An 18,626-nucleotide genomic window follows, 5' to 3' on the forward strand; every position below is an offset into this window, starting at 1 on the left:
GCGCCCGCTAAATTTCAGACACACACATTTCAGAAGGATTCCGATATGTCACTCTTTATTACAGACGAGTGCATCAATTGCGACGTTTGCGAGCCCGAGTGCCCCAACGACGCCATCTCGCAGGGCGAAGAGATTTATGAAATCGACCCGAATCTCTGCACCCAGTGCGTCGGCCACTACGACGAACCACAATGCCAGCAGGTCTGCCCTGTGGACTGCATTCTGATAGATGAAGAACATCCTGAAACGCATGACGAGCTTTATGCCAAGTATATTCGTATCATCGAAGAAAAATAATTAAAACAAGTATAAATATAAACTTAATGCGGATTGGCAGGGATTTTTAAATATTTTTCTTGACGAAGATGGGCGGTGTAAGTAATATTCCGCTTCTCTTTGGTGGGATTCCCGAGCGGTCAAAGGGGGCAGACTGTAAATCTGTTGCGAGAGCTTCGAAGGTTCGAATCCTTCTCCCACCACCAAATTCCAATTTGTTGGAGCTGGATTACAGGCAGTAAGTCTGCGGGTGTAGCTCAATGGTAGAGCAGAAGCCTTCCAAGCTTACGGTGAGGGTTCGATTCCCTTCACCCGCTCCAATATCTATTGGCCCATGTAGCTCAGGGGTAGAGCACTCCCTTGGTAAGGGAGAGGCCGGCAGTTCAAATCTGCCCATGGGCACCAAATAATTACCCTTAAACTCATTTTCTTTATTAGTAAGCTTTAGATAGGAAATTTGCTATGGCAAAGGAAAAATTCGAACGCAGCTTAAAGAGCCTTCGGTCATTATTATGGATAACGCCCGTTTTCACAGGATGGCGGTACTGCGTGAAATGGCACAGAGGGAGGGACACATCATTCTGCCGCTGCCGCCATATTCGCCTGAGTTGAACCCGATAGAAAAGGTGTGGGCGAATATCAAACGGCATCTGGGGAAAGTGATGTCCGGCTGTTTGTCTTTTGAGCAGGCTTTGTTGGATATTTTTTGTTTTGTTTGACTATATATCGGCAGGCCGTCTGAAAATCGATTTACTAAGGTCACATGCTTTCAGACGGCCTTGACAATAAAAGAGCCTGCTTTCGCAGGCTCTTCAATTTTATCCAATCATTAGATTAGAATTTGTGACGCAAACCAACCAAACCACCAGTTGTTTCTGTTCTGTCTTCTTTTTTACCGGCACGTAACCAACCTGCTTGCGCGAAAGCGGTAGTGCGTTTGGAGAAGTCGTAGTCAGCACCCAAAACAACTTGGTTGTACTCAGTGTGGGCTTTATCTGCGTTGGAAAGGTTTTTGCCTTTAGCTTTAAAACCGTGAGCGTAGGAAACACGAGGAGTAACGTTACCCATGGTGTATGCACCAGTTACCGCAACTTCGTGAGTTTTCAAACCAGCACTTTTATCGGAATCAGCATCGTAGTTGTCATTGCTTGCCAATGCAGCTTTATAGCTGTTTACGCTATCCCAGCCGTTGGTATATTGGTAAGCAGCACCGACAAACAGGTTGTTTGCATCGTAGCCAGCTTCAACACGGTGAGCCTGGCCGGATTTGCTTTGGTTATTAGCAGTTACATAAGCAGATTTTTTGTAACCGAAACCATACTGGGCGAAGAAACCAGCATTTTCATAGTTCAAACCAGCATAGTAAGCGGCATTGTCTTTTGCAGGAGAGGCATCACGACCGGAAGTCGGGTTAGCAGTACCACGAACAGTGTTTACTTTGTTATCACGCGGAGTGAACTGTACGTTTGCGCTGAAACCTGCGAAAACAGGGCTGTCGTAACGGACAGAAACGATTTTCTGACCAGTACGGGTCAGCATACCCAGACCCAAAGCGCTGTTGGAGTACTCCCAAGCGTCAACTTTGTCCATATCGTCCAGTTGAGTCGGGATTTTACCAGCGCGAATAGTACCGGCGGTAGTTTCCAAACCAATGTAAGCTTGGCGGTTACCCCAGCCTGCGTTATTACCTGCTACGGAAGTTTTAGATTCAACTTTCCAAATTGCATTCAGGCCGTTACCCAAGTTTTCATGACCTTTAAAGCCGATACGGGAACCGAAGTCGGCAATAGCTGTTTCGGTATGGCCTTTGTATGTTGTTTGACCGTTAGTAGTTTGTTTTACACGTGCAGTCTCAACACCGGCTTTGATAGTGCCGTACAAAGTCACGTCTGCCATTGCAGCAGAAGACAAAGCGGCCAAAGACAGAGCAATCAGAGTTTTTTTCATTGCTGTATTCCTTTTCTATGTTTAAGAAAATCAGGCAGAACCGGATGACTCCGATTAAGCTGTTGCGTCGACCACCCGCTCGGGTGATTACATGACTGCTAATATAAATGCTCCGCTGTAAAAAAACAAACTTTATTGCCTTTTTGTCAGACGGATGCGGCAAAAAAGTGTGGGATTTATCCAACAGATTTTAATTTATTGCTGGAATTTCATTTTGTTATCCGTTTATCGGTTTTGCAGCAGAACAACGGCAGGCGCTTTATCGATTTGTTGCCTTTGTACACTTCAAACGCAATCAAGCAGGCCGAAGCTGCTTAAAAGGCCGTCTGAAAACCCTGTCTTCATTTTAAAAACAAGGTATTTTCAGACGGCCTTTTATCCGCAGCGGCACGGTCAGCGGCATTTATTGCGGCTTAGTCTGCCATAGCTGCCGACGATGTTTTGGATGGCTTTTGCATCGGCATCGTTGACGGTCATAAACGTCACCTGCATTTTTGCCACGCTCTGCCCGCCCGAGCCTGCGGAATTGATTTCGCGCAGCTGCCCGCTGAAACCCGCGCCCTGCAAACGGGACAGCAACGCCTGCGCCTGCGCACGGTCGGCGCGGATACCGACGCTGATTCCGCCTTCCATCAGAACGGTATTGAAGCCTTTTTCCTGCAATGCCTGCATTTGGCTGCCTGCGTCAATCTGTATCGGCGTCCACACGGCATAGGTGGTTTTGCTTTTCGGCGCTTCGCGGCGTTCGACGGTACGGTTGGCGGCGTGCGGCCATTTTACCAGCAGGCCTTTGATGCGGTGGTAGTCGTCTTCGGGCATGGTGACATTGGCTGTGGCCGTGCATTGTCTGCCGCCTGCTGCCTGCGGGGCGGGCGGCTCGCCGCCGTAAGAACCGCCGTTATCGGCAAAGCCTCTGTTTTGCCGGTTGCGGCGCTCGGCTTCTTCTCTGGCAAGACGGAGTTTGTTTTCTTCCTGCCATCTCTCGCGTTCGGAAATGCGTTTGGCAACGTCTTCTTCCGTGTCGGTGGGCTCGATGAACACGTCTTGTGCGCCGCCGTTGTCGTGCAGCCAGTCGCCCGAAGCGGGGGCGGATGCGGGACTTTCAGTCGGCCTTATGCCGCCTTTTGGTTTGACCATAGGCTCTGCCAGCGAAGCCGAGGTCTGCGCCAGTTTTTCTCCCGCGGCTTTGCGCCGCGCGAGCATTTCAGCTTCCTGTTCGGCGGCAATTTTATGAAGCGTTGTTCCGCCGAATACAATGAGGTTGAGCGCGACGAGCGCAAAAAACAGCCATTTCATTCTTGTCCTACCCAGCTTGACAGTCCGTAGATAACGAGGTTGTCCACGACTTTGATATTGTTTTCCGAAGCGAGGGCCTGCGGCATGGCTTGTGCCACTCTGGCCGCTCCGCCTCCCGTAATGACGATGTCGACAGGTTTTTCCTGCCCCACTTTTTCTTTCAGACGGCCGTGCATCAATATGATGGCGCCGCATACGGCATCCATCATACCGCCCGCTAGCGCGTTAGGGGTGGTGGTGGGGAAGGGGTATGCGCGGCCGATAGGGCGGTTGAGGTTGGCGGTTTTCTGTGCCATCGCTTCTTTCATAAGATGGAAACCGGGCATGATGCTGCCGCCGAGATAGTGGTTGTCGTCGGTGAGGGCGTCGATGGTAACGGCTGTTCCACAGCTGACAACCACGCAGGCATTGGTGCTGAACATACGGCTGCCGAGCGTGTTAAACCAGCGGTCGGCGCCGTGTTCCGCAGGATTGCGGTAGTGGTTGCGGATGCCGAGCGCCTGTGACATCGAAGACAGCCAGCTTACCGGCTTGCCTAGCTGCTCTTCCACCAGTTTTTTCTTTTCTTCGCCGCATACGGCGCTGCCGACGATAACGGTATCTTCGCTACCTCCCTGCCGCCAGGCATCGCCCAGCGGTTTCAAATCGCGGTAGGGCGCGTTTGATACGGCGCCGAGTCTGCCGTTTTCCAGCCATGCCCATTTCAGACGGCTGTTGCCGCCGTCGAGCAGCAGATAGCGGCGCGGGGCATTCTCCAAACGCACGGGATGGCGGCGCAGGCTGATTTCGCCGCAGACAATCTGTTTTTCGCCCGCCGCCGTTTGCAGGCGCAGCGCACCCTGTTCGGCAACGCCTGCCACGATACCCTCTTCCAGAGCCTGCCCGTCAAGCAGCAGGCGGACGTATTGCCCGTGGTCACGGTTGGCTTGCGAATAGTCGGCAAGAAAAGGGGCGAAACCGTGTTCGGCAAAGCGCGGCAGCACATCGGCCAGCTCTTGCGTCAGCGTCCGCAACAATATGTCTGCGGTGGGCGGCGCAGTTTTACAGACGGCCTGCACCGAGGCAGCGTGCTCCACCTCTTTGGGCAGGACGAAATTCAAACCGATGCCGATAACGGCGGCCGTTTTGCCTTCGGCGCGGACGGTTTCAATCAGAATGCCGCCGAGCTTGCCGTCTCCCGCCACCAAATCGTTCGGCCATTTAACCTGCGCGGCGACATTCAGCTTGGCAAGTGCGTTGCGGCAGGCCAGCCCCACCACCAACGACAAGGCGCCCAGCTGCGCCTGCGGCACATCGAACACCCAACCGAAGCTGAATGTCAGGCATTCGCCGATGCGGCTGTGCCAGTTGCGCCCCTGCCTGCCGCGCCCGTGCGTCTGTTCGTGCACCAGACAGAGGCGGCGGTGGGCGGCGGTGATACTCTGTTTGGCCTGCGCGAGAATGACATCGTTGCTGGACGGATGCCTGTGCAGCAGTTCGACGGAAAAACCGGGCGCGGCAGCGGCAAGGCTTTCCGCAGAAAAAACCGCCAGCGGTCGGATAAGGCGCCAATAGCCGTCGTGTTGGCGCAGCAGGCCGCGGATATGGCCGGGCATTTTCAGCCACAGGCCGTTGAGCTGCTGCGGCTTCTCTCCGACTTGGCGCGCCAGTTGGGAAATATGCTGCGGCAGGCCGTCTGAGAGCGCGGCCAACAGCCGCCAATGCGCTTCCTGCATGTTATTTCCGTTCCGTTTGGCGGATTTTCGCCAGCGTCTGCGTGGTAGACGTTTGGTGCAGGAAGGGAATGGAAAACACTTTGCCGCCGCGCGCCAGCGTTTGTTCCGCGCCGACGATTTTCTCCACCGGCCAGTCTCCGCCTTTAACCAATATGTCGGGCTTGATCTGCTCGATCAGTTCCGCAGGCGTATCCTCGTCAAACCAGGTCACCAAATCGACATCGGCCAAAGCCGCCGCAACGGCCGCGCGGTCGGCTAACCCGTTAATCGGACGGTCGTCGCCTTTTCCCTGCCGCCGCACGGAAGCGTCGGTATTCAAGGCCAGCACCATCGCCGCGCCGGTTGCGCGCGCCTGCGCCAGATAGGTTGCATGGCCGCGGTGCAGGATGTCGAAGCAGCCGTTGGTAAACACCAGCGGGCGCGGCAGTTCGGCAAGCCGCACCGCCAATTCTTCGGGCGGGCAGATTTTTTGTTCAAACGCGGGCAGCGGCCAAGTTTCCATGTTTTTACTCGGGCGGGCGAAAAGCGCAAATCATACCGAAAGCATGGGATTACGGCAACGGAAGCGGCCTTTACCCACCCCGGGCGCACACGGCCGGTGCAACAGTTTTCAGACGGCCCCCGCATCGGAATTGCCGGAAAACAGAAAACCCGCTTCGCAAACGAAGCGGGTTTGTATGCTGGGGTGGCTGATGGGGCTCGAACCCACGACAACCGGAATCACAATCCGGGGCTCTACCAACTGAGCTACAGCCACCACAAAAAACTTTAATTTCAAAATCTGCCGTTTTGGCGCGCCCGACAGGAATCGAACCTGTAACCGCCCGCTTAGAAGGCGGGTGCTCTATCCGGTTGAGCTACGGGCGCATCAACTTTTGCGGGCTTTGTTTTCCGTCGGGTATCTGGTCGGGGCGGTGGGATTCGAACTCACGACCCTCTGCTCCCAAAGCAGATGCGCTAACCGGGCTGCGCTACGCCCCGACGAGAAGACGCGCACTATACAAGCCGTCTGAAAAAGCGTCAAGCAAAAGGCGGCGGATTTTTTCAGACGGTCTGTTTAGCCCTTATTTCCGCAACGCATTTATTTTCTTTCAGACGGCCTTTCCCGCGCGTGAAAAGCGCGGCACGACATGACATAATGCGCGCTTTCCCATCCGCACAAACGAAAGGTTTTCCGATGTCCGCACAACTTATCGACGGCAAAGCCGTATCGCAGCAACGCCTGTCCGCATTGGCGGAGAAGGTTGGCGAACGCAAAAACAAAGGGCTGCGCGCGCCCTGTCTGGCCGTGGTTTTGGTCGGATCCGACCCCGCCAGCCAAGTGTATGTGCGCAACAAAAAAACCGCCTGCGCCAAAGTCGGTTTCGAATCGCTCTCTTATGAGCTGCCCGCCGATACCGCAGAGGACGAACTTTTAAACCTGGTAGACAAACTCAATGCCGACGAAGCCGTGGACGGCATCCTCGTCCAGCTGCCGCTGCCGCAGCAAATCGACAGCCAGGCCGTGCTCGAACGCATCGCGCCGCACAAAGACGTCGACGGCTTCCATCCCTACAACGTCGGGCGGCTGGCGGTGAAAATGCCGCTGCTGCGCCCCTGCACCCCCAAAGGCGTCATGACGCTGCTGGCACACTACGGCATCGATCCCGAAGGCAAAAAAGCCGTGGTCGTCGGCGCGTCCAACATCGTCGGCCGCCCGCAGCTTTTGGAACTGCTGCTCGCCCGCGCCACGGTCACCGTCTGCCACAGCAAAACGCAAAACCTCGCCGCCGAAGTGGCGCAGGCCGACATCGTCGTGGCCGGCGTGGGCATTGCCAACTTCGTCAAAGGCGCGTGGATCAAACCCGGCGCGGTGGTGATCGACGTGGGCATCAACCGCCTGGACGACGGCTCGCTGTGCGGCGACGTGGAATTTGCCGCCGCGGCCGAACGCGCCGCGATGATTACGCCCGTTCCCGGCGGCGTCGGCCCGATGACCATCGCCTCCCTGCTGGAAAACACCTTGCAGGCCGCCGAGCTGCACGACCGCAACGGAACCGCGGCCTGATTCGGGGAGCAGCCGATGAAACCCATCTAAATCAGGGCAATCACATCGTCAAACCGAACACTTTGTTTGCCAAAAAAACGATGAAAGAGGCCGTCTGAAAATGCCAACCGCCCTTCCGCCCTGCCGTATCCGCTGGCACGACCCGACCCGCCCGCTGCCCTATGTTTCCCGCCTCTACACCCAGCTTCGCCCGTTCGACGGCAAAGACGCATGGAGCGTGGTATTTGAGTTTGACGAAGGGCACACGCCATACGAGCAGAACACCCAATCATTCGCCGCCGACCGCGTATTCTTCCTCGTCGAAACTGCGCCGCACCACCTGCTGCAACCCGGTTTCGCCTTCCCCTTTATGGACGGCGGGCGCGAAATCGGCGTCTGCACCGTTGAAGCGGCCTGACTGCTTTAAGCCGTTCCCGCCTGTGCGGAAATGACGTCTCCGAAAGCGGTTTTGCAGTCTTCCGCGAAGCAGAAACACAAAACGGTAATAATATGAAACTCTCCCTCATCCCCATCCTGCTGGCTTTGGCAGGCTGCGCCCCCGTACCCCACGTCGTCCGCATCCAAGCGCAAAACGGCAATCTGGTGCCCAACCTTGCCACGGAAACCAATCCCGACTGCGGCAGCATCAGCCTGGGCGCGGAACGTATCAGCTACATCATTGCCTGCAAACAGGGAGGCAAGGCCAACCTGCCGCGCCACAGCGTCCGACTGGACCGGCAGGCAGGAGAACTCGCCGCCACCCGCGCCGACAGCGGCAAACCGCTCTTCAACATCCGGTGCAGCCGCGCACAGTTCGACCAAATCAACGCATGGCAAAACGCCGCGCCCGCACAATAAACACAGGCCGTCTGAAAGCCTTTCAGACGGCCTCAACACAGGAAACCCCGCCATGGACGACCGCGACCTGCTGCGCTACAGCCGCCACATCCTGCTTGACGAAATCGGCATTGAAGGACAGGAAAAACTCCTGTCCGCCACCGCCCTCGTTATCGGCTGCGGCGGCCTCGGCGCAGCCGCCCTGCCCTATCTCGCCGCAGCGGGCATAGGCCGTCTGAACATCGCCGACGGCGATACCGTCGACGAAACCAACCTGCAACGGCAAACCGCCTTTGGCGAAGCCGACATCGGCCGCAACAAAGCCCAAGCCCTCGCAGACCGACTGAAAAGCATCAACAGCCGCTGCACCGTCCGCGCCCTGCCCGACTTTCTCGACGCAGAACGCTTGGCGCAACATGCCGCAGAGGCCGACATCGTGCTCGACTGCTGCGACAACTTCGCCACCCGCCAAGCCGTCAACCGCGCCTGCGTGTACCACAAAAAACCCCTCGTCTCCGGCGCGGCCGTGCGCTTCGACGGCCAGCTCGCCGTCTACCGCCCCGACCTGCCCGACAGCCCCTGCTACGCCTGCCTCTTCGACGGCGAAACCGCCGACGACGGCGCCTGCGCCCTCTTCGGCGTGTTCGCTCCGCTGGTCGGTATCATCGGCACCATGCAGGCCGCCGCCGCGCTGAACGTCCTGCTGGGCACCGGCACGCCCGCCCACGGAACACTGCAAACCTACAACGCATTGGGCGGCCGATGGCACAGCTTCGCCATCCCCAAAGACCCTCATTGCCGCGTCTGCGGCTGCACATCACAAAAGACCGTCTGAACGCCCCGCATCCGCTTTCAGACGGCCTCTGCCGCTAAGGTAGGGGGTACCGTCAAAGCGGCACATGCGATTTTTGGCAGACAGCCGCGCAGACACACGCCTACGGCATTCAAATAAAAGGCCGTCTGAAAACTTTTCAGGCGGCCTTTGTCAGCACGAAAGCAAAGAAGGCATAAGGTATCGCATGGAACGCGTACGTTGCCGTGCAACACGCCCACACACGGCTTTCAGACGGCCTCTGCATAAAGACACCGCCGCCGTCATTCCCGCGCAGGCGGGCATCTTTTTGACGATACGGAAATTGCCGAACCGCAAGATTGTTTTGATTCCGCCAAGATTCCCGCCTGCGCGGAATGACGCCGCTCGGGCGGATTCGGGGTTGCGAAGCCTGCAAGCCATAGAAAGGCCGTCTGAAAACCCGTTTCGTTTTTTATAGTGAGCCAAAATAAAAAATATACGGCGTTGCTGCGCCTTGCCGTATTATCCATAATGTCTGAGGCTTGCTGCCTTGTATCTTTTCTATTTTGGCTCACTATAACTCCGTTGAAGCTGCGCTTTCAGACAGCCTGTACATAAAAACCGCCGCCGTCCGCAAACGGCAGCGGTTTATCCGATATGGCCGGGAATCTTTGCCAAGCCTCGAAGGCCGTCTGAACGGCAAGGATGCCGTTATGCCCGCGGGGCGGGCGTTTGCCAAGGCGGCAGACGGGTCAGAGAATCAGGAAATGGCAGTGGTCAATGGCGTCGCGCTTGGCTTTAAATTTCTCTTTCAAGGCGTTGTCTTCTTCACGCCACCGTTCCCAAACCTCTTTGCCGCCGCCTACCTGCGGCTGGGGATGGGCATCCCGCGCTGCCTGGTATTCTTTTTTCGCCGCTTCGCAAAGCTGTTCGTTTTTCGCATATTCGGCGTTTTCCTGCTCGACTTGCTGCCGGATGCCGTCGAAGTCGCCGGAGCTGATTTTGTCATATGCCCTGCGTTCCGCACGCAGGGTTTTGCCGTCTTCCGACAGCATCAGCGGAATGCTGCCGAAGCCGGTGTCTACGGCCAGCGTGCCGTCGTCTTTCTGCGAGAGGACGAGGCTTTTTTCGTGCACTTCGCCTTTGCGGTTGGGCAGCAGGTTTTCTTTGAGCAGATAGGTTTTGCTGTCTTCTTTCACGATTTGCACGACGTCCGGCCGCTTGTCGCCGTCGCCCTGCCGTTTCCAATAGCCTTCATATTGCTCGTGACCGCCGCCGCAGGCCGCCAGCAACAGCGCGCCCAATACCGCCAAAGACAATTTCTTCATGTTTTCTGTTTCCTATGTGTTAAAAAACGTGCGGATTATATAACCGTTTTAAGCGGAATACATATCAACCGTAGACAAAACCTGTCCGCCCGCCCCGCAAATCGGGTAGATAAGGCCGTCTGAAAGCCTGTTTCCCGCGTTCAGACGGCCTTATCGGCTTTTCCCGCGTTCGGCTTGCGGCGGCAGATGCGTTATAGTGAGTCAAAATAAAAAAGATACAAGGCAGCAAGCCGCAGACAGTACAGGTAGTACGGGGCAGGTTTTCTTGGCATTTCCAATGCCGTAGAAAACCGCCCTCTTCGAGCTAAGGCGCAGCAACGCCGTAGATTTTTTATTTTGGCTCACTATACAATCCTTAACGAAAACATTTACACGAAAGGAACAAACCATGCGTGCCGTTATCCAAAAAGTCACCCGTGCCGAAGTCGGGATTGTGCACGGGGGCGGCTGTGAAACCGTCGGGCAGATTTCAGACGGCCTCTTGGTGCTGCTGGGCGTGGGGCAGGACGACGGCGAAGACGACGCCCGCTATATCGCCGACAAAACCGCCGGCCTGCGTATTTTTGAAGACGAAGCGGGCAAGCTGAATCTGTCGCTGCGCGAAACGGGCGGAGCGGTGCTTTTGGTATCGCAGTTCACGCTGCACGGCGACGCGCGCAGCGGCAGGCGGCCGTCGTTTTCCGCCGCCGCCAAGCCCGACGAGGCGGAGCGGCTGTATCTTTTGACGGCGCAGATGCTGCGCGATCGGGGCATCCGCGTGGAGACGGGGCGTTTCCGCACGCATATGCAGGTGTCGTTGTGCAACGACGGGCCGGTGACGCTGCTGCTCGATTCGAAAAAACTGTTTTGAGACCGAAATGAAGACTGCACGCGATACCGCGCCGCTTGCGCTGTTTCTGATTGCCGTCGCGCTGCTGGCGGCCAACCTGCGCGCGCCGCTGGCCGCTTTGGGCCCGCTGGTGGGGATGATACGGGCGGATTTGGGCAGCTCGGGCACGTTTATGGGCGTGGTGGCCGCGTTGCCCATGCTGGCGTTCGCGCTGTTTTCGCCGCTGGCGGTGCGCCTGTCTGCCCGTTTCGGCGCGGAGAGGGTGCTGGCGGCGGCGGCGGCGCTGATGGCGGCGGGCATGGCGGTGCGCTCGTGGGGGCCGTCTGAAACGCTGCTGGCACTCGGCACGCTGCTGCTGGCGGCAGCGGTGGCGATGGGCAATGTGCTGCTGCCGGCGCTGGCCAAACGCAATCTGCCGACGCGCGTCGGGCTGGTGGTGGGCACGCTGTCGGCGGGGATGTCGCTGTCGTCGGCGCTGGCTGCCGCAGCCGCCGTGCCACTGGCGGTGCGTTTCGGCTGGCAGTGGTCGCTGGCGGTGTGGCTGTTTGCCGCGCTGGCCGCGTGTGCCGCCTGGCTGCCGCTCTGCCGCCGGGGTGCCCAAAGGCCGTCTGAAACGGCGGTTTCAGACGGCCTCAATGCGTGGAAACTGCCCGCCGCGTGGTGTTTGAGCGCGTTTATGGGCGTGCAGTCGCTGCTGTTTTACACGCTGGTGAACTTTCTGCCCTCGCTGCTGGCGGAAAAAGGGGCGGACGCGGCAGCGGCGGGCAATTATGTTTCGCTGTTCCAAGTCGGCACGCTGGCTGGCAGCCTGGCGGTGTCGGCACGGTTTGCCCGCAGCGGGCGCAGGCAGCTTTTCAATCTGGCGGTGGCCTCGCTGATGCTGTTCGGCGTGCTGGGCTTGTGGCTCGCGCCTGCGGGCAGCGCGTGGCTGTGGGTAATGCTGGCTGGCGCAGGCGCGTCGGGCAGCTTTTCTTCCGCCCTGATGCTGTTCGCTCTGCGCGCCTCCGACAGCCGCACCACCGCCGCGCTCTCGGGCATGGCGCAGACGGTGGGCTACTCCATCGCCGTCGCCGGCCCGCTGGGCATGGGCATGCTCTACGACCGCTTCGGTTCGTGGTCGGCATCGCTGTCGCTGCTGGCGGCGCTGATGGTGTTCGAGTGCGTGCTGGCATGGTTTGCCGCCAAGCCGGAAATTATCCGCTGAGGAGGCGGACACGGGATACGGAAAGGCCGTCTGAAAGGGCTTTCAGACGGCCTTTTGGGCAAGACGCAGCTGCGGTTTCACTTCGTTATAGTGAGCCAAAATAAAAAATCTACGGCGTTGCTGCGCCTTAGCTCGAAGAGGGCGGTTTTCTACGGCATTGGAAATGCCAAGAAAACCTGCCCCGTACTACCTGTACTGTCTACGGCTTGCTGCCTTGTATCTTTTTTATTGGGGCTGTACTAGATAAGCAGTCATGTCAGACTGCAAAAATGAAGATAACCCGTTGTAAACTAAAAAAGAGTATTCAAAAGAAACTGCTTCAGTTTTTTGTACTCGAAGTTACTGCCCGTTCGGCTGCTGATTTATTGGGCATCCACCCTAATTCGGCAGTGCTGTTTTACCGCAAGATTCGGTTTGAAGCGTGGTTTGGGCAGTTTCTGTTGAAGGAACTTAAAGAGCCTTCGGTCATTATTATGGATAACGCCCGTTTTCACAGGATGACGGTACTGCGTGAAATGGCGCAGAGGGAGGGACACATCATTCTGCCGCTGCCGCCATATTCGCCTGAGTTGAACCCGATAGAAAAGGTGTGGGCGAATATCAAACGGCACCTGGGGAAAGTGATGTCCGGCTGTTTGTCTTTTGAGCAGGCTTTGTTGGATATTTTTTGTTTTGTTTGACTATACAAAGAAAGGATGCAGAACAGCCTGCCCGTCAGCCAGAGGGCGGCGGCATACCATGCGGAAAAACCGGCGGCGAAGGATGCAATCAGAGCAGCAAAGGCGGCCAACGTGCAGTAGTCGGAGGCGGCACGCAGCAGGTCGTCGGCGCGGGAGCAGCGGGCAAAGCCGATGCGTTCGACTTCGTGGCACCACATCGGGGAAAACAGGAGCATGGTTTCCTTTCGTCAAAACGGGCGGCGGATATTCAGACGGCCTGACGCAAAATGCGTCAGGCCGTCTGAACTGGCTTATTTGAAGAAATCGCCTATGCCTGCGGGCAGTCTTTGGGTGAACTTGCCCATGGTGGAGGCGGTGAGCGATTCGGCGGCCTCGTGCGCGGCATTGACGGCGGCGAGGACGAGGTCTTCCAGCATTTCTTTGTCTTCGGCGGCTTCGGCGATCAGCTCGGGGCTGATGCTGACGCTGCGGATTTGGTGGTTGCAGGTCATGACGACTTTCACCAGGCCGTTGCCCGCTTCGCCGCCCACTTCGGTGGCGGCCAGCTCGGCCTGTGCTTTTTTCATGTTTTCCTGCATTTTTTGAGCCTGCTGCATCAAGCCGCCCAGTCCTGCTTTTCCGAACATCGAGGATACTCCTGTGGTTGGTGGTTTAAAAAAGAAAAAGATGATGCCGCGCCCTTTGACTCGGCGTTTTTCACTCCGTTAAAACTTCGTTTTCAGACGGCCTGAACGCCGTATTCTTCGAGATCTTCCGCACGCAGCAGGCTGTTTTCGTGCCAGCCTTCGGCGTTTAGGGCGACCATCAGCGCGCGGCAGTCGGGGTCGGCTTCGAGGCGGCGGCGGGCTTCTTCACGGCCTTCGCGTTGCAGGCGCGCGCGGCGCATAGCGGGGGTTTCCCAGCCTTTGTCTTCCTGCCACGGCACGGTTTGCAGGCTGAGGCCGTTCAGGCCGTAGGCTTCGGCGAGGGCGTTGCGGATTTTGTCGAAATATTCTTTGGTGGTGGTGGCCGGGGCGTTGCCGTTGAGGGCGAACAGAAGGCGGTTTTGCGCGGTGTCGTAGTTTGTCCAAGCCATGTGGTCGGCCAGCATCTGCGCAGCACCGAGACGTTTGTTCAGACGTTTGATCACGGCGTGCCAGTTGGCGGCGGACAATTCGGGCAGAGGAGCGAAGTCGGCTTCTTCCGTGCCTTCTTCTTCCGCGTTTTCCTGCTCCTGCGCGGGCTCTGCGGTGGGCAGTTCGTCGAAGGGGATGTCTTCGTCGCGCTGCCATGCGGCGGGTGTGGCGGGCAGGCTGCCGTTTTGTTCTGTGCGGCCGTCTGAAACGGGCGCGCTTGGTGCCGCTGTTTCGTCCTGTGGGTTTTCAGACGGCCTTTCTGTAACGGGTTTCGCGCTTTCGGATTCGGTAACGCGGTCTGCGGCGGGTGTTTCAGACGGCCTTACTTCTGTTTGCGGCGCGGCGGTGAGGCCGTCTGAAACGGGGATTGTTTCGACGGCGGCGTCTTCCCACGGCGGGGTTCCGTCTGCGTCGTTTTGTTCTGCCGTGTGGTTTTCAGACGGCCTTTCGGCTGCGGCAGTTGTTGTAGTGCTTGCTGGCAAGCTGTTTGCGGGGCTTTCAGACGGCCTCTGTTGTCCGGCCTGCGTGTCGGCGGGCGTTTTGTGGCCGTCTGAAACGGGGGCGGCGGTTTCAGACGGCCTGTGCTTTGTTTCTACCGCTCCGTTATCGGCAGAAGCGGGGGCGGGGTCGCTGAGGCCGCTGCCGGCGATATGGCCGCCGACATGGGCGGGGGCGGCCATGGGGGCGAAGGCGAGCATGCGCAGGAGGGTCATGACGAAGCCGGCGTATTCGTCGGGGGCGAGGCTCAAATCCTGTTTGCCGCGGATGGCGCATTGGTAGTAAAGCTGGATTTGTTCGCCGCCCAGTTGCGCGGCGAGGGCGGCGAGGGCGGGACGTTCGGGGTCGTCAGCGGGCACGGCGGCGGGTACGGTCTGCATCAGGGCGAGGCGTTGCAGCAGCAGGGCGAGTTCGCTCAGGGCGTTGTCGAAACCGACGGCGCGTTCGGCCATTTCCTGCGCTTTTTGCAGGAGGGCGGCGCCGTTTTGTGCGGCGATGCTGTCGAGCAGTTCGTATAAATAGCGTTTGTCTACCGCGCCTATCATTTGCCGCACGTCATTTTCCGTTACCTGCCCCGAGCCCATGGCGATGGCCTGGTCGAGCAGGCTGAGGGCGTCGCGCATCGAGCCTGCGGCGGCGCGGCCGAGCAGTTGCAGGGCGGCGGGCTCGAAGGGGATTTGTTCGGCGGTGAGGACGTGTTCGAGGTGGGCGGCCACCTGCTGCGCGGTCATGTTGCGCAGGACGAATTGCAGGCAGCGGGAGAGGACGGTGACGGGGACTTTGTGCGGGTCGGTGGTGGCGAGGATGAATTTGACGTGCTCGGGCGGCTCTTCGAGGGTTTTGAGCATGGCGTTAAACGCACTTTTGGAGAGCATGTGCACTTCGTCGATGATATAGACTTTGTATTTGCCCGCGGTGGGGGCGTATTGGGCGTTTTCCAGTACTTCGCGGATGTTGTCGATGCCGGTGTTGGAGGCGGCGTCGATTTCCAGAAGGTCGACGTAGCGTCCGGCGTCGATGTCGCGGCAGCTTTGGCATTCGCCGCAGGGTTCGCCGTGCTGCGGCTTTTCGCAGTTGAGGCTTTTGGCGAGGATGCGGGCGATGGTGGTTTTGCCGACGCCGCGCGTGCCGGTGAGCAGGTAGGCGTGGTGCAGACGGCCTTTGTCGAGGGCGTTTTGCAGGGCTTTGACGACGTGTTCCTGGCCGACTAGGTCGGCAAAGGTTTTCGGACGCCATTTGCGGGCGAGGACTTGGTATGCCATAGGGAAAGCTCGTGTGGCCGTCTGAAAGGCGGCGGGGGAAAAACGCGGCATTATAAACGAAACGCTATGCGCGGCGGCGGAAGAAAGGCCGTCTGAAAACGCCTGAGGCGGTTTTCAGACGGCCTGATGGGAAGTTTAAGACGGGTTTACACGGCGGCGGCGCTGGTTTCTTTTTCAAAGTCCAGCTCGGCTTCTTCTTTGCCGGCATTCCAGCCGATGCGTACGAAGCCGCCGTCGGCGAGGCGGCCGAAGAGGAGTTCGTCGGCGAGGGCGCGGCGCAGTTTGCTTTGGATGAGGCGGTGCATGGGGCGGGCGCCCATTTGCGGATCGAAGCCTTTTTCGGCGAGGTAGGCGCGCAGTTCGGGCGTGAACTCGGCTTCCACTTTTTTCGCCAGCAGCTGTTGTTCGAGTTGGAGCAGGAATTTGTCGACGACGCGGGCGATGACGGCGGCATCGAGCGGAGCGAAGGGGATGACGGCATCAAGGCGGTTGCGGAATTCGGGGGTGAAGGTTTTGCTGATGGCCTGCATTTCGTCGCCGCGTTCGCGTTTGGCGGTGAAGCCGAGGGTCGGGCGGCTGAGGCTTTCGGCGCCGGCGTTGGTGGTCATGATGAGGATGACGTTGCGGAAGTCGGCGCTTTTGCCGTTGTTGTCGGTGAGCCTGCCCGCGTCCATCACTTGCAGGAGGACGTTGAAGATGTCGGGGTGGGCTTTTTCGATTTCGTCGAGAAGCAGCACGCAGTGCGGCTGTTTGTTCACGGCTTCGGTGAGCAGGCCGCCCTGCTCGAAGCCGACGTAGCCCGGCGGCGCGCCGATAAGGCGGGAGACGGCGTGGCGCTCCATGTATTCGGACATGTCGAAGCGTTGCAGGGGCACGCCGAGGGAGAAGGCGAGCTGGCGGGCGACTTCGGTTTTGCCGACGCCCGTCGGGCCGGAAAAGAGGAAGCTGCCGACGGGTTTGTCGGGCAGGCCGAGGCCGGAGCGGGACATTTTGACGGCGGCGGCGAGGGCGTCGATGGCGGCATCTTGGCCGAACACCATGTTTTTCAGGTTGCGGGCGAGGTGTTTGAGGATTTGTTTGTCGTCGTGCGACACGGTTTTTTCGGGGATGCGGGCGATTTTGGCGACAACGGCTTCAATCTGCGCTTTGCCGATGACTTTTTTCTGTTTGGACTTGGGCAGGATTTTCTGCGCCGCGCCCGCTTCGTCCATGATGTCGATGGCTTTGTCGGGCAGGAAGCGTTCGTTGATGTAGCGGGCGGAAAGTTCGGCGGCGGCTTCGATGGCGCCGTTGGTGTAGCGCACGTCGTGAAACTGTTCGAACATGGGTTTGAGGCCGCGCAGGATGTCGGCGGTTTCGGCCACGCTGGGTTCGGCGACGTCGATTTTTTGGAAACGGCGGCTGAGGGCGTGGTCTTTGCTGAATATGGTGCGGAATTCGTCGTAGGTGGTGGCGCCGATGCAGCGCAGGCGGCCTTTGGCGAGGGCGGGTTTGAGCAGGTTGGAGGCGTCCATCGTGCCGCCCGATGTGCTGCCCGCGCCGATGATGGTGTGGATTTCGTCGATAAAGAGAATGGCGCCGTCGGTTTCGTCGAGGGCTTTGATGACGTTTTTGATACGCGCTTCAAAGTCGCCGCGGTATTTCGTGCCCGCCAAAAGCGCGCCCATGTCGAGCATGTAGACGGTGTCGCCCGCCAGCACGTCGGGCACTTGGCCGCCGACGATTTGGTGCGCCAGCCCTTCGGCCAGCGCGGTTTTGCCCACGCCCGCCTCGCCGACGAGCAGCGGGTTGTTTTTGCGGCGGCGGCACAAAACCTGCACCAGCCGCTCCATTTCGGCTTTGCGGCCGATCAGCGGGTCGATGCGTCCGGCGCGCACTTCGGCGTTGAGGTTGACGGTGTATTTGGCCAGCGCGTCGCCGCCTACGGCGGGTGCGGCTTCGTCTTCTTCGTTTTCAGACGGCCTCTGCACCTCTTCGCCGGTTTCGCCGTGGGCGAGATAGCGCAGGATTTCCACGCGGCCGACGGATTGCAGTTGCAGGAAATACACGGCGGGACAGTCTTTCTCGCCCATCATCGACACCAGCACGTCGACCGGGCGCACTTCGCGTTTTTCCACCGACTGCGCGTGGATAATCGCCCGCTGCATCACGCGCTGGAAGCCGAGCGTGGGCTGGGTGTCGGTTTTGTCAAGCAGACCGGCGGGCAGCATGGGCGTGTTGTCCTGTATGCTGCTCAAAAGCTGGCCGGAGAGCACGTCCAAATCCACATGCAGCGCTTCAAGCACTTTCTGCACTTCGTCCGACTGCTCCAACAATGCCAGCAGGAGCTGTTCGAGCGTAATCATCTCGTAGCTGCGCGCGCGGGCGTCGGCGTAAAGCTCCTGCAAAATCTGTTCCAAAGCATCCGAAATCATGAAACCTCCTCTATCGTACATTTGAGCGGGAAACCCGCATCGGCGGCGCGGCTGTGCACCTGCATCTGCTTGGTTTGCGCCACGTCGCGCGTGTAGGTGCCGCAAAGGCCTTTGCCCTCGTGGTGCACCAAGAGCATCACGGCCACGGCGCGCTCCTCGGGCAGCATAAATACTTCGGTAAGTATCTTCACCACGAAATCCATGGTGGTGTAGTCGTCGTTAATCAGGAAAACGCCGTATTGGCGCGGCGGACGCAGTTTCAGGGCGCTGCCGCCTTCCGATTGTTGGTGCTGTGTTCCCATAGGGCAGGTCTTCTTGTCGGTGTGGTCGAATCCGCCCATATATTGCCTGCGGCCGCGTTTTTCAATCTTTCAGACGGCCTGTGCGCCCGCAGCGGCAATGAAAT

Annotated in this window: 16 protein-coding genes, 6 tRNA genes and 3 pseudogenes; 13 read left to right on the forward strand and 12 right to left on the reverse strand. The window is 58.5% G+C overall.

The window, feature by feature from the left end; all coding sequences use genetic code 11:
- The first annotated feature begins 45 nt into the window (after positions 1 to 45).
- From CGZ77_RS04200 to CGZ77_RS04220, 5 genes and pseudogenes are all read left to right on the forward strand, one after another.
- Positions 46 to 297 carry a YfhL family 4Fe-4S dicluster ferredoxin gene (locus tag CGZ77_RS04200; protein WP_009425409.1) on the forward strand — a complete coding sequence of 84 codons (252 nt, stop codon included), beginning with the start codon at positions 46 to 48 and terminating at the stop codon, positions 295 to 297.
- Between the two features lie 101 nt (positions 298 to 398).
- A tRNA-Tyr gene (locus tag CGZ77_RS04205) sits at positions 399 to 482 on the forward strand.
- A gap of 40 nt (positions 483 to 522) precedes the next feature.
- Positions 523 to 596: transfer RNA gene (locus tag CGZ77_RS04210), tRNA-Gly, on the forward strand.
- A gap of 10 nt (positions 597 to 606) precedes the next feature.
- Positions 607 to 681: transfer RNA gene (locus tag CGZ77_RS04215), tRNA-Thr, on the forward strand.
- Between the two features lie 80 nt (positions 682 to 761).
- Positions 762 to 995 (forward strand): annotated as a pseudogene (locus CGZ77_RS04220) (transposase); the annotation flags it as partial.
- A 115-nt stretch (positions 996 to 1,110) separates the two neighbouring features.
- Here CGZ77_RS04220 and porB read toward each other — a convergent pair.
- From porB to CGZ77_RS04255, 7 genes are all read right to left on the reverse strand, one after another.
- Positions 1,111 to 2,223, reverse strand: a complete 1,113-nt coding sequence (gene porB, locus CGZ77_RS04225) for a trimeric porin PorB (RefSeq protein ID WP_094030961.1) — start codon at positions 2,221 to 2,223, stop codon at positions 1,111 to 1,113.
- A gap of 393 nt (positions 2,224 to 2,616) precedes the next feature.
- Entirely contained in the window at positions 2,617 to 3,519 is a 903-nt protein-coding gene (locus CGZ77_RS04230; protein WP_009425869.1) for a hypothetical protein, read from the reverse strand.
- A complete protein-coding gene (locus CGZ77_RS04235) occupies positions 3,516 to 5,234 on the reverse strand; it encodes a bifunctional biotin--[acetyl-CoA-carboxylase] ligase/type III pantothenate kinase (RefSeq protein ID WP_009425870.1) in 1,719 nt (572 codons plus the stop codon). Before CGZ77_RS04235 ends, CGZ77_RS04230 begins: the two co-directional genes overlap by 4 nt.
- A gap of 1 nt (position 5,235) precedes the next feature.
- A complete protein-coding gene (locus CGZ77_RS04240) occupies positions 5,236 to 5,736 on the reverse strand; it encodes an adenylyltransferase/cytidyltransferase family protein (protein ID WP_036495909.1) in 501 nt (166 codons plus the stop codon).
- Between the two features lie 179 nt (positions 5,737 to 5,915).
- Positions 5,916 to 5,991 (reverse strand) — tRNA-His (locus tag CGZ77_RS04245).
- Positions 5,992 to 6,024: 33 nt separating this feature from the next.
- Positions 6,025 to 6,101: transfer RNA gene (locus CGZ77_RS04250), tRNA-Arg, on the reverse strand.
- A 36-nt stretch (positions 6,102 to 6,137) separates the two neighbouring features.
- A tRNA-Pro gene (locus tag CGZ77_RS04255) sits at positions 6,138 to 6,215 on the reverse strand.
- A gap of 196 nt (positions 6,216 to 6,411) precedes the next feature.
- On the opposite strand from CGZ77_RS04255, the gene folD reads away from it, so the two are divergent.
- The 4 genes from folD (at position 6,412) to CGZ77_RS04275 (ending at position 8,932) form a co-directional block, all read left to right on the forward strand.
- Positions 6,412 to 7,281 (forward strand): bifunctional methylenetetrahydrofolate dehydrogenase/methenyltetrahydrofolate cyclohydrolase FolD, encoded by an 870-nt coding sequence (gene folD, locus CGZ77_RS04260; RefSeq protein ID WP_009425872.1) that lies wholly within the window; start codon positions 6,412 to 6,414, stop codon positions 7,279 to 7,281.
- A 100-nt stretch (positions 7,282 to 7,381) separates the two neighbouring features.
- The gene (locus tag CGZ77_RS04265; protein WP_009425873.1) at positions 7,382 to 7,678 is read left to right on the forward strand and encodes a hypothetical protein; all 297 of its coding nucleotides are present in this window, start codon (positions 7,382 to 7,384) and stop codon (positions 7,676 to 7,678) included.
- A gap of 92 nt (positions 7,679 to 7,770) precedes the next feature.
- A complete protein-coding gene (locus CGZ77_RS04270) occupies positions 7,771 to 8,118 on the forward strand; it encodes a hypothetical protein (protein WP_094030962.1) in 348 nt (115 codons plus the stop codon).
- A gap of 52 nt (positions 8,119 to 8,170) precedes the next feature.
- Positions 8,171 to 8,932, forward strand: coding sequence for a HesA/MoeB/ThiF family protein (locus CGZ77_RS04275; protein WP_009425875.1), 762 nt, complete (start codon positions 8,171 to 8,173; stop codon positions 8,930 to 8,932).
- 710 nt (positions 8,933 to 9,642) lie between these two features.
- Here the strand turns inward: CGZ77_RS04275 and CGZ77_RS04280 are convergent.
- Complete coding sequence (locus CGZ77_RS04280) at positions 9,643 to 10,218, reverse strand: hypothetical protein (protein WP_009425878.1); 576 nt, start codon at positions 10,216 to 10,218, stop codon at positions 9,643 to 9,645.
- 388 nt (positions 10,219 to 10,606) lie between these two features.
- Between CGZ77_RS04280 and dtd the strand changes: the two genes are divergently transcribed.
- The 4 genes and pseudogenes from dtd to CGZ77_RS12250 form a co-directional block, all read left to right on the forward strand.
- Positions 10,607 to 11,068, forward strand: coding sequence for a D-aminoacyl-tRNA deacylase (gene dtd, locus CGZ77_RS04285; RefSeq protein ID WP_009425880.1), 462 nt, complete (start codon positions 10,607 to 10,609; stop codon positions 11,066 to 11,068).
- 7 nt (positions 11,069 to 11,075) lie between these two features.
- Positions 11,076 to 12,251: an MFS transporter gene (locus CGZ77_RS04290; protein WP_009425881.1), complete on the forward strand. Its 1,176-nt coding sequence runs from the start codon at positions 11,076 to 11,078 to the stop codon at positions 12,249 to 12,251.
- Positions 12,252 to 12,520: 269 nt separating this feature from the next.
- Positions 12,521 to 12,664, forward strand: a pseudogene (locus CGZ77_RS12245) (IS1595 family transposase); the annotation flags it as partial.
- Positions 12,665 to 12,931: pseudogene (locus tag CGZ77_RS12250) on the forward strand (transposase); the annotation flags it as partial.
- A gap of 290 nt (positions 12,932 to 13,221) precedes the next feature.
- Here CGZ77_RS12250 and CGZ77_RS04300 read toward each other — a convergent pair.
- From CGZ77_RS04300 to CGZ77_RS04315, 4 genes are all read right to left on the reverse strand, one after another.
- Positions 13,222 to 13,557 carry a YbaB/EbfC family nucleoid-associated protein gene (locus tag CGZ77_RS04300; RefSeq protein WP_009425350.1) on the reverse strand — a complete coding sequence of 112 codons (336 nt, stop codon included), beginning with the start codon at positions 13,555 to 13,557 and terminating at the stop codon, positions 13,222 to 13,224.
- A gap of 92 nt (positions 13,558 to 13,649) precedes the next feature.
- A complete protein-coding gene (gene dnaX, locus CGZ77_RS04305; RefSeq protein WP_036495563.1) occupies positions 13,650 to 15,806 on the reverse strand; it encodes a DNA polymerase III subunit gamma/tau in 2,157 nt (718 codons plus the stop codon).
- A 146-nt stretch (positions 15,807 to 15,952) separates the two neighbouring features.
- Positions 15,953 to 18,220 (reverse strand): ATP-dependent Clp protease ATP-binding subunit ClpA, encoded by a 2,268-nt coding sequence (clpA, locus tag CGZ77_RS04310; protein ID WP_009425354.1) that lies wholly within the window; start codon positions 18,218 to 18,220, stop codon positions 15,953 to 15,955.
- Positions 18,217 to 18,522 carry an ATP-dependent Clp protease adaptor ClpS gene (locus CGZ77_RS04315; RefSeq protein ID WP_036495564.1) on the reverse strand — a complete coding sequence of 102 codons (306 nt, stop codon included), beginning with the start codon at positions 18,520 to 18,522 and terminating at the stop codon, positions 18,217 to 18,219. Before CGZ77_RS04315 ends, clpA begins: the two co-directional genes overlap by 4 nt.
- Positions 18,523 to 18,626 lie beyond the last annotated feature (104 nt).

The organism is Neisseria sp. KEM232 (genome assembly GCF_002237445.1).
GTDB lineage: Bacteria > Pseudomonadota > Gammaproteobacteria > Burkholderiales > Neisseriaceae > Neisseria.